Genomic DNA, 13,654 nt, shown 5'->3' with positions numbered 1-13,654 from the left:
TACACAAAAACAAGGTACATATTTCTATATACCTTGCTTTATAAACTCCATCTCTATTCTAACCATTTATAATGATCTTTTTAATATTCAAATCCTCATCCAACAGCACTACATTTGCTATTTTTCCCTCTGTGATTGAGCCATATTGTTCATACAATCCAACACTTTTTGCAGGGTTCATAGTCGCAGCCGCAACTGCGCTCTCCAGCGGAATACCCATCTCTTTAACTGCAGTTCTCATACAATCCATCAAGTTTGTGACAGAACCGGCAATTGCTCCGTCCGATTTCAAAGTCGCAAGCTTTCCTACTACCTTTACATCTTGTCCACCAAGTGTATAATCTCCGTCTGACAAGCCACACGCTCTCATGCTATCACTGACCAACACGACTCTGTCATTTCCAAACATTTGGAATGTCGCACGGACAACTGACGGATGAATATGAATTCCATCACAGATCAACTCTACCATACAGTGTTCACTGTCTCTTGCTGCTCCGATTACTCCTGGCTCTCTATGTGTAAATGGTGGCATCGCATTGTACAGATGTGTTGCATGACAAGCTCCCAATGCATACCCTGTCTTAGCTGTATCGTAGTCCGCTGTCGTATGCGCAAACGAAATATGCACTTCATCCTTCAGCTCACTGATAAATTCCATTGCCCCCTCTACCTCCGGTGCAATATCTACGAGACGAATCAATCCGTTTGCTGCCTCCTGAAGCCTTCTGAACATCGCAACGTCTGGTTTGTGAATATGTGTTGCTGCCTGTGCTCCCTTTTTCTTCGAACAGATAAACGGTCCTTCCATATTGATTCCAGCAAGCACAGCCGCACCTTCTTTGTTCTCGTAAGTTCCTCCGTTTGCCATGATTTTCATCAGCTCTTCTTCTGATAAAGTCATCGTTGCCGGAACAATCGTTGTAACTCCCTGAGACGCCTCATATTCAGCAATCTTCTCAATTGCTTCTTTTGTACCATCACAAAAATCATATCCCATACATCCATGAAAATGTACATCAATCAATCCCGGGATTGCATAACAGCCTTCTCCGTCAATAATCTCTCCGCTGTCAAACAGATTATTCTTAAAAATACCATTTTCAATTCCAATTGCTCCTGGTTCAAATGTTTTATCTTCTGTAAACACTTTTACATTTTTAATAATCATAACACTTTGCACAGTCCTTGTCCTGTGCCGCCTCCTTCCAGATCAGATTATGCTTCTACTTTTGAATATGCAGCCGCATCACAAATCACAGTCACATCCGGATGCATCTGCAAAATAGATGCCGGAACAGATGGTGTCACCGGTCCGCTAAACGCTCTCTTTACAATATCCGCTTTGTCTTCACCGCTTACTACCACAACAATTTTCTTTGCACTCATAATCGTGCCAATTCCCATTGTATAAGCCTGTCTTGGAACATCGTCCGCTGATTCGAAGAAACGTTTATTTGCTTCAATTGTGCTCTCCTGCAAATCTACACAGTGTGTCACTTTGTCAAATTCTTCTGCCGGTTCATTGAATCCGATATGTCCGTTATGTCCAAGACCTAATAACTGCAGATCAACCCCTCCCAAGGATTTGATCAGTTCTTCATAGTTTGCACACTCTTTTGCCGCATCTGGCTCCATACCATTAGGCACATGTGTATTTGCTTTATCAATGTTAATATGATCAAACAGATTGTGGTTCATGAAGTAATAATAGCTTTGATCATTGTCTCTTGGAAGTCCTTTGTATTCATCAAGATTTACAGATTTCACCTGCGAAAAATCAAGATCTCCTTCTTCACATCTTTTGATCAGTTCTTTGTAAGTTCCAATCGGAGAAGATCCTGTTGCCAAGCCCAAAATACAGTTTGGTTTCATAATTACCTGTGCCCCGATCAAGTTCGCTGCCTTTCTGCTCATTTCATTATAGTCTGCTGTTTTAATAATTTTCATACCTTTTTTCTCCTTTTTCTGCTTTCCCAAATCTCATAATTCCCTTAATTTCATTATAATATATATACTGCTTTCTAGCAATTGCACAATCAGCCGTATTTTGTGTATAATTGCATACTCTGATTTTTGGAATTTTCTTAGAATTTTACCTAAACGCTAAAATAGATTGCACAAAATAGCTTATCTATTTTGTGCAATCTATTTTTAATCAAGCTCAAGATATTCTGACAAAAATCGCAAAGCCCCATCCTCGTTATTGGATAAAAGGATCACATCAGCATCCCCTTTTACTGTTTCAGAAGCATTTGCCATTGCAGCACCAATTCCTGCAAATCTTAACATCTTTCTGTCATTGTCTCCGTCTCCAACCGCAATTGTCTCTTCTTTTTTAATACCAAGCATATCACAAAGCCATTTCAGACCCGATGCCTTACTTACACTACTGTTTTGAAGTTCTATATTATCTGCAATAGAAGAAGTCGCTGAAACTTCTGTTTCCTCTTTCAGCACCATTTTGATTTTTTCCTGTACATTCTGATTTACAAAAAATAAATTAATCTTCTCTATATTTTCAAGCAGTCTATCCTGTGCTTTCAGATGATTTACGAAGGTATGATTCTGTCTGAAATATGAAACAAAATTATCATCTTTGTCAACCTGATTCAGACGGCTGATATTTTCAATATCGGAATATACATTTCCTTCTGAAAAAAATTCTGCAAACCCGTCGGCCACCTCCAGACAATCTGCGATTTTTCGCACGATGTCATATGGAATTGTCCTGCGAAAAAGAAATCTCTGATTTTTCAGATCGTATATACCTGCCCCATTTTCCACTATTGCATAACGTATTCCACTCACTCTTTTCAATTCTTCCGGAAATAGGGGCACGCTTCTTCCAGTGGCAATGACAATCTCAATTCCTCTGTCTATCGCCTTTTGAATCTGTCGAATTGTAAAATCACTTATTTTATTTGCAGAATCCAACAGTGTCCCATCCAAATCAAATGCCGCCAGCCTCACGTCTTTCATATCCATCCCCCTCTTTATCACATCTATCCTATTTTTTCTGCAATCCATGCTTCATAAGGAAGAAATGTCTCAGGAATTTCTGTTCGTTTATAGTTGCTGATGACAATCTTCATAGTTTCATCCAGACAATCTCTTACCTCTTCCAATGAAATTTCTTTTTCTGACAGATTCGCTGCCACAAGCCATCTTTTTCCATTCCATGTTCGTTCATATACGAATAATTCTGGATGTTCCGGCAATAACAGATGGTAATCTGCTTCTGTCAAAATATCTTCTGTATGACGCAGTGTGATCAATTTCTGATAATAATAAAAAATGGAATCTTCATCCGCAAGTGCTTCTTTCACATTGATCTCCTGATATCGGTCACTGACTTTGAACCACGGTGTGCCGGTTGTAAATCCTGCATTGTCACTGTCATCCCACTGCATCGGTACACGTGCGTTGTCACGTGCTTTGTTCCAAACCGCCTTTTGAAAATCTTCTCTGCTGATACTCTTGCCAGTTTCCACTAATTCTTTGTACGCATTATGAATTTCCACATCGTCATATTCGTCTAATTCATACTGCACATTCGTCATACCGATTTCCTCTCCCTGGTATATATAAGGAGTTCCCTGCATACCATGCAATACCGTTGCATATGCTTTTGCACATTCCTTACGATATTCACGGTCATTTCCCCATCTGGAAATCACTCTCGGCTGATCATGATTCTCAAAATATAAAGAGTTCCAACCCACTCCATTTACCTTGTTCTGCCACTCACTCATGACTCTTTTTAGTTCTACCAATGAAAATGGTTTCAGCGCCCATTTTCGGTTTACAGATCCTGGAATACGGTCAATATTCATATGTTCAAACGTAAATATCATATTCAGCTCTTTCCGCTCTGGATTGCTGAACAGACTTGCCTCCGAAGCAGTCGACCCTGGTGCTTCTCCTACTGTCATACAGTCATATTTTGAGAGCACTTCTCTGTTCATCTCCTGCAGAAATTCATGCAGACGCGGACCATTGCTATGCATATACCCTGTGTAATACTTCTGCCCTGGCTTCTGCGGATAATCTGGGAAATCGGTATATTTGGAAATTGATGCAATCACATCCATTCGCCATCCATCTACCCCTTTATCAAACCAGTATTTCATAATGTCATAGACTGCCTGTCTCACTTGCTCGTTTTCCCAATTCAAATCCGGCTGTTTCTTTGTGTAGAAATGCAGGTAATATTGTCCTCTTGTCTCCGCATATTCCCAAGCGCTTCCACAAAAGCTGGAGCCCCAATTATTCGGCTCACTTCCATCCGCTTTTGGGTCTTTCCAAAAATAGAAATCACTGTACGGATTGTCATCGGATTTATAGCTCTCCACAAACCACTCATGCTCATCCGAAGTATGGTTTACCACAAGATCCAAAATAATTTTGATTCCACGGGCATGTGCCTCTTCGATCAGGCGGTCCATATCCTCGTTTGTTCCAAATTTGTCATATATTTTTCGGTAATCACGGACATCGTACCCATTATCATCCTGAGGAGAATCAAACACAGGACTCAGCCAGACTGCATCTGCCCCAAGCTTTTTGATATAATCCAATTTTTCTATAATTCCGTTCAAATCTCCGAATCCATCTCCGTTAGAGTCTTTAAAACTTCTCGGATAAATTTGGTATACAACTGATTTTTTCCACCATTCACTCATTGTCCTTCTCCTCTTCTTTTATGCAATTCCCAAAACCGATAACACAATGCTAAGTACGATCACTCCAAGAATCAATACTGTGATACTGACATTTTTCTTTTTCAGCAGATAATAACAAAGTAAGGTGATTCCAAGCGGTACAATTCCAACAAAAATCTGATCAAGCATATTCTGAAGGTTCATCACAGATTCCCCCTTCATGCTCACTTCCAGCTTTGAAGTGAATGTCACCATCTGAGCAGTCATTCCTCCGACCATAATCAGACCAACTGTACTCGCCGCCTTCGTCAAAATATTCATCAGACCACTTGCATATACTTTCTGAATATACTGTGAACCAAGTTTATATCCTAAAAATGTTCCGTAATAACGAACTAAAATAGACGGAAGGTTAAAAAGTATTAAAAACACAAGTGGTGCCAATACGTTTCCGCTCTGTCCCATGCTGACTGCAATTCCCGCTGCGATCACACGGAGCACACCCCAAAAGATAGAATCTCCAATCCCTGCAAGAGGTCCCATAAGACTTGATTTTACAGCATTGATCGATGCCGTATCAAAATCCGGTTTCTCGCTATTTTCTTTTTCCATAGAAGCTACAAGTCCCATAATAAATGTCGAAAACGGAACCGTTGTATTGAAGTATGACATACTTCTCGAAAGCGCCTCTTTTTTCTTTTCCGGATCTTTGTAAAAATGATTAAGCGCCGGCATCAGTGAATAACAAAACCCAGATGCTCCTTGTTTTGCCGGGCTTACTGCCGCATACAATGTTGCAGACCGCCAGAATGCTTTTCTTAAAAATTTTCTTTCTTCTGCCGAAACAGATTTTACAAGCTTACTCATTGAAAAATTCCTCCTCTTCCTCATCTAATTCTGTATCTTTTAGATCGCCTGCATACACAGGTCTCATCTGCGCTAGTTTACTCATTTGGTAATCATTCATTCCAATCACTACTGCTATGATCACGCCAAGAACAGCAAGTGCCACAAGTGGCAATTCCAAATATGCCACACAAATAAATCCCAGGAAAAAGAACATACATATTTTCTTGTCCCAAAGCATCTTCATGAGCATTGCCATACCAACAGCCGGAAGAAGTCCGCCGCATACAGTCAGACCATTCATAACTACGTCCGGTATCCATTCAAGAAATGCACTTACTGCCTCCGATCCAAACAGGATTCCAAAAAATGCAACCAGAGAATACAAAGCCCAATTCACTGCCCATAGTCCATAATGCAGTGCAGTAATCTGCTTTTGTTTTCCCTCCTGCGCCAGCCTGTCAAATGTCTTCGCAAACATTCCGACAATAAAAATATATAAAAGTGTCTTAATCTGTAATCCCAAAATTCCAATTGGGAGTGCCAAAGTCAGTGCAACCTCACTGCCTTTTCCCATCATGATCGCAAACGCTGTGCCTACTGCTGTAGCAATTCCAGGCTCCGCCGCAGATGCTCCACCGATATTTACCACTCCCATAAAAACAGCTTCCAACGCTGCGCCTACAGTCACTCCGGTTGATAAATCTCCCAGGAACAGTCCTACAAGCGGTCCGATTACAATCGGTCTGTTTAACATTGTAAATCCTGCTAACTCTGCCCCTCCAACGCAGATAAATACTGCTAATGCCACTAAAAATGCTTCTACCATTGTTCATTCTCCTCCTTTTATCTCTTGTTACTCATCCAGTTTCCCAAGTACATCTTTCACAAGTTTCTGCTCATCATTTGGAACTTGCTGCATACAAACTTTATCGTCCAATTCCACTAGTTTTTTCAAACTTTGTATCTCCTCTTTCGTAAGCATGATAGTCGGTGATAAACTCTGCTTTTTCGATGCCTCAATTCCATCAAATCTTCCTGTGTTTCCAAGATTCAAAAATCCAATCTCTCCAACATTCTCTCTTACAGTCACTGCATCTTTCACAGTTCTTGTCAAAACAAGAATTCGCATTTTTTCTGCTTTTGGATGATTCAGCATTCGAATAGCCTCTTGAACCGGCTTAATCAGCACTTTAATCCCTGCCGGAACTGCCATTTTCAATGCCATCTTCTGTGTCGGATCATTTACCGCCTCATCGTTTGCAACCACAATTCCCTGTACTTTCAGCTGCTTTGTCCAGGTCATTGCTACCTGACCATGAATCAATCTGTCATCAATACGCAATGCCGCAATCTTCGCTGTTGAATTTTCATAGTTTTCCGGCTGTTTCACAACTTGTTTCTTTTCTTGAGTACTCTTTTTCAATTTATTTTCCTCAACCAGACACCCATCTGCACTTACTAGTTTAAGTTCCTGTCTTGCCTCTTCAATCATCTTCTGTAGTTCATCGACAGTCACATCATCATCTGCAAACATAATTTGTATGAGAATTGGTATATTCACTCCGGTAATCAATACCACATTTTTCCTCTCACTGTACTTCAAGAGCTTCTGATTCACACTTCCCCCTTGTATGTCCGTGAATACAAAAATTTTTTCTTCGCCAGCCTGTTCAAAAAACTGACTCATTTGAGTTTCAATATCGTCATCGGGCTCTACATATGCATCAATTGTTGTAATCTCTGCCATGTTTCCTACCAAAAGCTGTATTGTGCGACTCATTCCGGATGCCATTTTTCCATGTGTCGCAATCAGTACTTTTTTCATCTCATTTCCTCCTTTTTCTATGTCATACTCTGTCAAAGTTATGTATGTAACTTATCTTGTTTTAAAGATATCACTCATTTATTTATGTGTAAATAGGTTATATACATAACCTATAAAATAGACAAGAAAATCAAAGATTTTCGCACAAAAAAAACATGAAAATTGTAAATAATGAACAATCACTTTTGCAACTTTCATGTTTTCTATTTTTCTCTTCTGAACTATTTTCTACACAGACTGCCGTGTGATCAACGTAACCGGAAATCGAAATTCCATCTCCAGGTCTGGAAACTCTCCTTCTTTTTGCTCAATTAAAGAAATCAGCGTATCAACCGCTTTTACTGCCCGTTCTTTTATATTCTGATGAACCGTTGTAAGCTTAGGTGTAGTGTATCTGGCATAATTAATATCATCATATCCTGCAATCCCAATCTGTTCCGGAACTTTTATCTTTCTATCCGCCAGAAAGCTCATTGCCTCAATTGCAAACAAGTCTGAAAGAAAGAATGCTGCTGTTTTCTTTGCAAATGGAATTTGACTGACAAGTTCTGCATAATGCTTTTCTCTCTCTGAGCGGCTTCTGCCAAGCGCCATAAAGTAAACTTTTGCTTCTCTCTGTCTGAAATGTCCCAGCGCCTGCTGTGCCCCTTCCCATCGCATGTGGTCTACACCATGATCCCTTGATGCACAGACAAATATCTGATCATAACCAATATTCAAAAGATACTGCGTCATCATATAACCACCACTTATATCATCCAGTCCGATATTCGGCACAATCTGATTCCCTTCCAATTCGCCATATGCGTCAATTGACACGACCGGCTTTTCTATCATATAATACATTTTTTCACAATCTCGCTTTGTGAAAGATAATGTCACAACACCATCAATGTCCCAGGCCATCACCATCCGGAAAATGTCATCTAGATTATCAGCCGAATAGAACATCATATAATATCCAAGTGTTCTTATTTTTTCCTCAATAAACCCGAGAATTTTGCCATAAAAAGGATCTGCCAAAATCGCCTCATCAAATTTTTTATGCGAGTTTATCACAACTGCGATAAGCCTTGAGTTTCCATGTCTCAACACTCTAAGTCCCATCTTTTGAACATATCCCATCTCTTTGATAAGATTCTGTATTTTTTCGATATTGGCAGGTGATACTTTTTTTGTTTTTCCGTGAATTACATTGGAAACAGTTGTCGTACTGACTCCTGCCTTTTCCGCGATATCTTTTATTGTGACCATACTCATCGTCCCCTTTATATCCCTTTATGCAAAAATACCCGACAGCAAGTTGTCGGGTATTCTAATCACTATTGATTTACACTAATTCAAGAAGAACTTCCATAGCGGCATCACCTTTACGTAAACCGATTTTTACGATTCTTGTGTAACCACCGTTACGGCTCTCATATTTAGGAGCGATCTCTGTGAATAATTTTTCCACTAAATCAACTTCTTTTGCACTTCTCTTCTTGCCATCTTTTACTTCAACTACAGGATAAAGAACTTTTAACATTTGTCTTCTTGCATGTAATCTTGAAGGCATATCTTTTTTGATTGTTTTTTCAACTTCATCATAAACAGTAACTTTTTTACCATCTACAACTTCTTTTACTCTCTTGCCGTCTTTGTCTTTACGAGCAACTTTTGCCATAACTTTTACTTCTTCAAAGTTATCTTTTTCTTTTACAGCTAAAGCGATAAGACCTTCAGCAACTTTGCGGATCTCTTTTGCTTTTGCTTCTGTTGTAACGATTTTACCATTGTTAAGTAAAGCTGTTACCTGATTTCTGATTAATGCTTTTCTTTGGCTTGATGTTCTTCCAAGCTTTCTATATTTTGCCATAATAATTATCCTCCATTTGACACGTGGTTATGCTTCTTCGGGCTTACTAGCCATGTGCTTAGTCATGCCATCGGTCTTACTGACTAACATAATTTTCACTAAGTGCTCTACTCTTCACCTTGGCTCAGTTCAAGACCAAGCTCTTTTAATTTAGCTAATACTTCTTCTAAAGATTTACGTCCAAGATTACGTACTTTCATCATATCTTCAGGAGTTCTATTAGTTAACTCTTCAACTGTATTGATTCCTGCTCTCTTCAGACAGTTATATGAACGAACAGAAAGTTCTAATTCATCAATGCTCATCTCAAGCACTTTTTCTTTTTCATCGTCTTCTTTTTCAATCATAACTTCCGCTGCCTGAGCAACTTCTGATAAATCGATGAATAATTTCAAGTGTTCGTTGAGCACTTTCGCTGCAAGACTGACTGCTTCGTCCGGAAGTAATGTACCATTAGTATATACATCAAGTGTCAGCTTATCATAATCTGTAATCTGACCAACACGTGTATTCTCTACTGTAAGATTTACACGTTCTACCGGTGTATAGATAGAATCAATCGGAATTACCGCAATTGGTAAATCCTCTTTTTTATTCTTATCTGCGCTCACATAACCTCTGCCCTTTGTGATTGTAAGTTCCATGTACAGTTTGCTGTCAGCTCCGCCATTCAAAGTTGCGATAACCGCATCAGGATTCATAATCTCAATATCCGGATCTACCTGAATGTCAGCTGCAGTAACTACACCTTCACCTTCAAACTCGATGTAAGCAGTCTTTGGTTCGTCTGTTTCTGAAGTATTTTTGATAGCTAATGATTTTAAATTCATTACAATCTCAGTAACATCTTCTTTTACTCCCGGAATTGAGCTGAACTCATGTAAAACTCCATCGATTTTCACCTGACTGATTGCAGCTCCAGGTAATGAAGAAAGCATAATTCTTCTCAAAGAGTTACCAAGTGTTGTTCCATAACCTCTCTCTAAAGGCTCTACAACAAATCTTCCGTATTTCTTATCTTCTGAAATCTCAGTAATTTCAATATTGGGTTTATTAAAATCAAACACTACAAAGCCCCTCCTTTTGGGTTATTAAAGTATTGAGGGTGAATCAGTTTCTAAATAATCCTAGGGATTATTTAGAATATAATTCGACAATCAACATCTCGTCTACAGGAACATCGATAACTTCTCTTGTAGGAAGTTCTTTTACAGTTCCCTGAAGGCCTTCTGCATTTACATCTAACCATTCTGGAACTAATCTTCCACCTGTTACTTCTAAGATATCTTTATATCTCTGTGAACCTTTGTGTTTTTCTTTGATTTCGATAACATCTCCAGCTTTTACTAAGTAAGATGGGATATTTACTTGTTTACCATTTACTAATACATGTTTGTGGTCAACAATCTGTCTTGCTTCTTTTCTTGTTCTTGCAAATCCCATACGGAATACAACATTGTCTAATCTTGACTCAAGAAGAATCATAAGATTTTCACCTGTCATACCGTTCATTTTAGAAGCTTTTGCAAAGTAATTTCTAAATGGTTTTTCTAAAACGCCATAGATAAATTTCGCTTTTTGTTTTTCGCGTAATTGAAGTCCATATTCGCTCATTTTTCTATTAGCTCTTTTTAATTGTCTGTTAGATTTTTTATCGATTCCTAAATAGATTGGATCCATACCAAGTGATCTACATCTTTTAAGAACTGGAACTCTGTTTACTGCCATGTTCTATATCCTCCTATTACACTCTTCTACGTTTTGGTGGGCGACATCCGTTATGTGGAACCGGAGTCACATCTTTGATACTTGTTACATCAATACCGCATGCCTGTAATGCACGGATCGCTGCCTCTCTACCAGAACCTGGTCCTTTTACCATAACGTCTACTGATTTAAGACCATGTACTAATGCTGCTTTAGCTGCTGTCTCAGCTGCCATCTGAGCTGCATAAGGAGTAGATTTTCTTGAACCTCTGAATCCTAGACCACCAGCACTTGCCCATGAAAGAGCATTTCCCTGAGCATCTGTTAATGTTACGATTGTATTATTAAAAGATGATTGAATGTGTGCTTGTCCGCGTTCAACGTTTTTCTTGACACGTTTCTTTGTCACTTTTTTTGTAACTTTTTTAGCCATTTAAACTAACCTACTTTCTTTGTTTTTGTTATATTGTTTCTTTTCATAAGGTAGTTCTTCTTACTAAATTCGTGCATCGGTATTCCCTCGCACTCATTAAGTTCCGAAGAACAAAGTTCGCACTAACCTCAAGCTGCGTTTAACAACTTGCTTTCGCTAAGTGCTCTACTTTTATTTCTTCTTATTTGCAACAGTTCTCTTAGGACCTTTTCTTGTTCTTGCGTTTGTCTTTGTCTTCTGACCACGAACAGGAAGTCCTTTTCTATGACGAATACCACGGTAGCATCCGATTTCCTGTAATCTCTTGATGTTTAAAGCAATCTCTCTACGAAGATCACCTTCTACCTGATAGCTTTCATCGATAACAGCACTGATCTGTTTTACTTCTTCGTCTGTTAAGTCTCTACAACGAGTATCTGGATTTACTCCAGCTGCCTCCAAAATTTTTGTTGCGCTTACTCTACCGATTCCGTAGATGTAAGTCAAACCGATTTCTACACGTTTGTCTCTTGGTAAGTCTACACCAGCAATACGAGCCATGTAATTTTCCTCCATCTTGAATTTTAGTAAATAAATAACTGCAGCCCGATAAAATATCGCCTGAAATGTGTGCAGATATTTATTCCCATTGGTTAATATTGTCTCAAATTGGGGTACATCATAACGTACCCAGCTGCTAGATACTACAGCCTTTCCCGGAAATGACACCGGGTATTATAAGCAATATACATCGAGGAATAGTTTCCCTGTATATTAATAGTGTTTCCACACCGCCTGGCGTGTCACACTACAGCCGCCTAAATAATGTTTGTGCTCTCACGCACAAAATCGACAACGATAATTATCCTTGTCTTTGTTTGTGTTTCGGATTTTCACAGATTACTCTGATGCTTCCTTTTCTTTTAATGATTTTGCATTTTTCGCAAATTGGTTTAACTGATGATCTAACCTTCACGTCAAATCCTCCTTTCATCCACTGCTTTGCCTGTATTTACCACGTTTTCTAATATTAGATACTAGAAAACGTTCGTTTTACATTATAGCATTATTTTTTATTTAAAGTCAATACTTTTTTATTTATCTCTCCAAGTAATTCTTCCTTTTGTCAAATCATATGGTGACAGCTCTAAAGTTACTTTATCTCCCGGCAGGATCTTGATAAAGTTTGTGCGAAGCTTTCCACTGATATGCGCTAAGACCTGATGGCCATTTTCCAATTCTACTTTAAACATTGCATTTGGTAATTTTTCTACTACTGTTCCTTCAATTTCAATTACATCAGCTTTTGACATTTCTAATTCCTCCCTGTTTCCTTATCAAATAATTTTAGTATTCGCTTTATTGCAACATCGTCCACTCCGGACAGCTCATACTTTTCACATATGAGCTGTACATGTTTCTTTTTCTTTTTTTTCGGGTTCTCAAGTTTTCTGCCGGAACCGTCTATTAAATATACATATGTTTCATCCACCTGATGTATCACATACACATGCCCTTTATCATGTCCGGCTTTGGATCTTGCAAGCATTCCAACTTCATATTTTTCCATACTGCATCCTCTTTTACTTCGATAAGGTCAAAAGTATTGGTTCGTCTTCTGTGATCAGTACTGTGTTTTCATAATGTGCTGACAGCGAACCGTCTCTTGTCACAACTGTCCAGTCATCGTCCAGCCAGTTGACGGCACAACCTCCGATGTTGATCATCGGTTCTATCGCTAAAGTCATTCCTTTTCGAAGTTTCATTCCCTTTCGGTTCATATCGTAATTTGGTATTTCCGGAGCCTCATGCAGCTTTGTTCCGATGCCGTGTCCACACAGATCACGAACTACGCCGTATCCACGTTCCTCTGCATATCTGCCGATTGCGGAAGAAATTTCAAATAAATGGTTGCCCTCTTTTGCAAACTTTATTCCCTCAAAGAAACATTCTCTTGTCACTTGGATCAAGTCCTTTGCCTCTTTGCTGATCTCTCCGATTCCATGGGTTCTTGCCGCATCTGAATGGTAACCTTTATAAATAACGCCTGCATCCAAACCTACGATGTCGCCTTCCTTCAGGACTCGTTTCGCACTTGGAATTCCATGAACAACTTCATCATTTACAGAAACACAGATGGATGCCGGATATCCGTTATAGTTCAAAAAAGAAGGCTCGCATCCATAGCTGCGTATAATCTCTTCTCCCAAACGGTCTATATCAAGTGTTGTCATTCCCGGATGTAATGCTTTCCCCAATTCATCGTGAACGATCTCCAAGATTCTTCCGGCTTCCTTCATCAATTCAATTTCTCTTGCTGATTTTATTGTAACTGGCAT

Annotated in this window: 17 protein-coding genes; all 17 read right to left on the bottom strand. The window is 39.1% G+C overall.

The window, feature by feature from the left end:
* Positions 1-58: 58 nt before the first annotated feature.
* The 17 genes from nagA to map all read right to left on the bottom strand — a co-directional run bounded on the left by nagA (position 59) and on the right by map (position 13,654).
* Complete coding sequence (gene nagA, locus BQ5364_RS03060; protein ID WP_071143611.1) at positions 59-1,171, bottom strand: N-acetylglucosamine-6-phosphate deacetylase; 1,113 nt, start codon at positions 1,169-1,171, stop codon at positions 59-61.
* A 47-nt stretch (positions 1,172-1,218) separates the two neighbouring features.
* Positions 1,219-1,950, bottom strand: coding sequence for a glucosamine-6-phosphate deaminase (gene nagB / locus BQ5364_RS03055; protein ID WP_022250482.1), 732 nt, complete (start codon positions 1,948-1,950; stop codon positions 1,219-1,221).
* A 204-nt stretch (positions 1,951-2,154) separates the two neighbouring features.
* Complete coding sequence (locus BQ5364_RS03050; RefSeq protein WP_022250481.1) at positions 2,155-2,982, bottom strand: Cof-type HAD-IIB family hydrolase; 828 nt, start codon at positions 2,980-2,982, stop codon at positions 2,155-2,157.
* A 23-nt stretch (positions 2,983-3,005) separates the two neighbouring features.
* Positions 3,006-4,685 (bottom strand): glycoside hydrolase family 13 protein, encoded by a 1,680-nt coding sequence (locus tag BQ5364_RS03045; protein ID WP_022250480.1) that lies wholly within the window; start codon positions 4,683-4,685, stop codon positions 3,006-3,008.
* Between the two features lie 18 nt (positions 4,686-4,703).
* Entirely contained in the window at positions 4,704-5,531 is an 828-nt protein-coding gene (locus BQ5364_RS03040) for a PTS system mannose/fructose/sorbose family transporter subunit IID (RefSeq protein WP_004611916.1), read from the bottom strand.
* Positions 5,524-6,339, bottom strand: coding sequence for a PTS mannose/fructose/sorbose/N-acetylgalactosamine transporter subunit IIC (locus BQ5364_RS03035; protein WP_004611915.1), 816 nt, complete (start codon positions 6,337-6,339; stop codon positions 5,524-5,526). The genes BQ5364_RS03040 and BQ5364_RS03035 overlap by 8 nt, the downstream gene beginning before the upstream one ends.
* Positions 6,340-6,366: 27 nt before the next feature.
* The gene (locus BQ5364_RS17295) at positions 6,367-7,338 is read right to left on the bottom strand and encodes a PTS sugar transporter subunit IIAB (RefSeq protein WP_162841119.1); all 972 of its coding nucleotides are present in this window, start codon (positions 7,336-7,338) and stop codon (positions 6,367-6,369) included.
* 228 nt (positions 7,339-7,566) lie between these two features.
* Positions 7,567-8,592: a LacI family DNA-binding transcriptional regulator gene (locus BQ5364_RS03025; RefSeq protein ID WP_022250478.1), complete on the bottom strand. Its 1,026-nt coding sequence runs from the start codon at positions 8,590-8,592 to the stop codon at positions 7,567-7,569.
* Positions 8,593-8,668: 76 nt separating this feature from the next.
* Positions 8,669-9,196, bottom strand: coding sequence for a bL17 family ribosomal protein (locus tag BQ5364_RS03020; RefSeq protein WP_004611911.1), 528 nt, complete (start codon positions 9,194-9,196; stop codon positions 8,669-8,671).
* A 107-nt stretch (positions 9,197-9,303) separates the two neighbouring features.
* Positions 9,304-10,263, bottom strand: coding sequence for a DNA-directed RNA polymerase subunit alpha (locus BQ5364_RS03015; protein WP_004611910.1), 960 nt, complete (start codon positions 10,261-10,263; stop codon positions 9,304-9,306).
* 67 nt (positions 10,264-10,330) lie between these two features.
* Entirely contained in the window at positions 10,331-10,924 is a 594-nt protein-coding gene (rpsD, locus tag BQ5364_RS03010; protein WP_004611909.1) for a 30S ribosomal protein S4, read from the bottom strand.
* A 16-nt stretch (positions 10,925-10,940) separates the two neighbouring features.
* Positions 10,941-11,336, bottom strand: coding sequence for a 30S ribosomal protein S11 (gene rpsK / locus BQ5364_RS03005; protein WP_004607272.1), 396 nt, complete (start codon positions 11,334-11,336; stop codon positions 10,941-10,943).
* A gap of 171 nt (positions 11,337-11,507) precedes the next feature.
* Positions 11,508-11,876 carry a 30S ribosomal protein S13 gene (rpsM, locus tag BQ5364_RS03000; RefSeq protein WP_022250477.1) on the bottom strand — a complete coding sequence of 123 codons (369 nt, stop codon included), beginning with the start codon at positions 11,874-11,876 and terminating at the stop codon, positions 11,508-11,510.
* 301 nt (positions 11,877-12,177) lie between these two features.
* Positions 12,178-12,291, bottom strand: a complete 114-nt coding sequence (gene rpmJ / locus BQ5364_RS02995; protein WP_003497809.1) for a 50S ribosomal protein L36 — start codon at positions 12,289-12,291, stop codon at positions 12,178-12,180.
* A gap of 118 nt (positions 12,292-12,409) precedes the next feature.
* The gene (gene infA, locus BQ5364_RS02990; RefSeq protein WP_004611906.1) at positions 12,410-12,628 is read right to left on the bottom strand and encodes a translation initiation factor IF-1; all 219 of its coding nucleotides are present in this window, start codon (positions 12,626-12,628) and stop codon (positions 12,410-12,412) included.
* 2 nt (positions 12,629-12,630) lie between these two features.
* Positions 12,631-12,885, bottom strand: a complete 255-nt coding sequence (locus tag BQ5364_RS02985; protein ID WP_004611905.1) for a KOW domain-containing RNA-binding protein — start codon at positions 12,883-12,885, stop codon at positions 12,631-12,633.
* 13 nt (positions 12,886-12,898) lie between these two features.
* Positions 12,899-13,654, bottom strand: coding sequence for a type I methionyl aminopeptidase (gene map / locus BQ5364_RS02980; RefSeq protein ID WP_004611904.1), 756 nt, complete (start codon positions 13,652-13,654; stop codon positions 12,899-12,901).

The sequence above is a fragment of the Coprococcus phoceensis genome, assembly GCF_900104635.1.
Taxonomy (GTDB): Bacteria; Bacillota; Clostridia; order Lachnospirales; family Lachnospiraceae; genus Faecalimonas; species Faecalimonas phoceensis.
Note: the sequence above shows the minus strand (reverse complement) of the source record. Positions and strands in the feature narration are given on the sequence as shown.

Excerpts from the sequence above, each read along its gene's own strand:
- infA (WP_004611906.1), bottom strand. The coding sequence starts at position 12,628 with ATGTCAAAAGCTGATGTAATTGAAATTGAAGGAACAGTAGTAGAAAAA.
- BQ5364_RS03020 (WP_004611911.1), bottom strand. The coding sequence starts at position 9,196 with ATGGCAAAATATAGAAAGCTTGGAAGAACATCAAGCCAAAGAAAAGCA.
- BQ5364_RS03040 (WP_004611916.1), bottom strand. The coding sequence starts at position 5,531 with ATGAGTAAGCTTGTAAAATCTGTTTCGGCAGAAGAAAGAAAATTTTTA.
- BQ5364_RS03050 (WP_022250481.1), bottom strand. The coding sequence starts at position 2,982 with ATGAAAGACGTGAGGCTGGCGGCATTTGATTTGGATGGGACACTGTTG.
- rpsD (WP_004611909.1), bottom strand. The coding sequence starts at position 10,924 with ATGGCAGTAAACAGAGTTCCAGTTCTTAAAAGATGTAGATCACTTGGT.
- nagB (WP_022250482.1), bottom strand. The coding sequence starts at position 1,950 with ATGAAAATTATTAAAACAGCAGACTATAATGAAATGAGCAGAAAGGCA.
- map (WP_004611904.1), bottom strand. The coding sequence starts at position 13,654 with ATGCCAGTTACAATAAAATCAGCAAGAGAAATTGAATTGATGAAGGAA.
- rpsM (WP_022250477.1), bottom strand. The coding sequence starts at position 11,876 with ATGGCTCGTATTGCTGGTGTAGACTTACCAAGAGACAAACGTGTAGAA.
- BQ5364_RS02985 (WP_004611905.1), bottom strand. The coding sequence starts at position 12,885 with ATGGAAAAATATGAAGTTGGAATGCTTGCAAGATCCAAAGCCGGACAT.
- rpsK (WP_004607272.1), bottom strand. The coding sequence starts at position 11,336 with ATGGCTAAAAAAGTTACAAAAAAAGTGACAAAGAAACGTGTCAAGAAA.
- BQ5364_RS03035 (WP_004611915.1), bottom strand. The coding sequence starts at position 6,339 with ATGGTAGAAGCATTTTTAGTGGCATTAGCAGTATTTATCTGCGTTGGA.
- BQ5364_RS17295 (WP_162841119.1), bottom strand. The coding sequence starts at position 7,338 with ATGAAAAAAGTACTGATTGCGACACATGGAAAAATGGCATCCGGAATG.
- nagA (WP_071143611.1), bottom strand. The coding sequence starts at position 1,171 with ATGATTATTAAAAATGTAAAAGTGTTTACAGAAGATAAAACATTTGAA.
- BQ5364_RS03045 (WP_022250480.1), bottom strand. The coding sequence starts at position 4,685 with ATGAGTGAATGGTGGAAAAAATCAGTTGTATACCAAATTTATCCGAGA.
- BQ5364_RS03025 (WP_022250478.1), bottom strand. The coding sequence starts at position 8,592 with ATGGTCACAATAAAAGATATCGCGGAAAAGGCAGGAGTCAGTACGACA.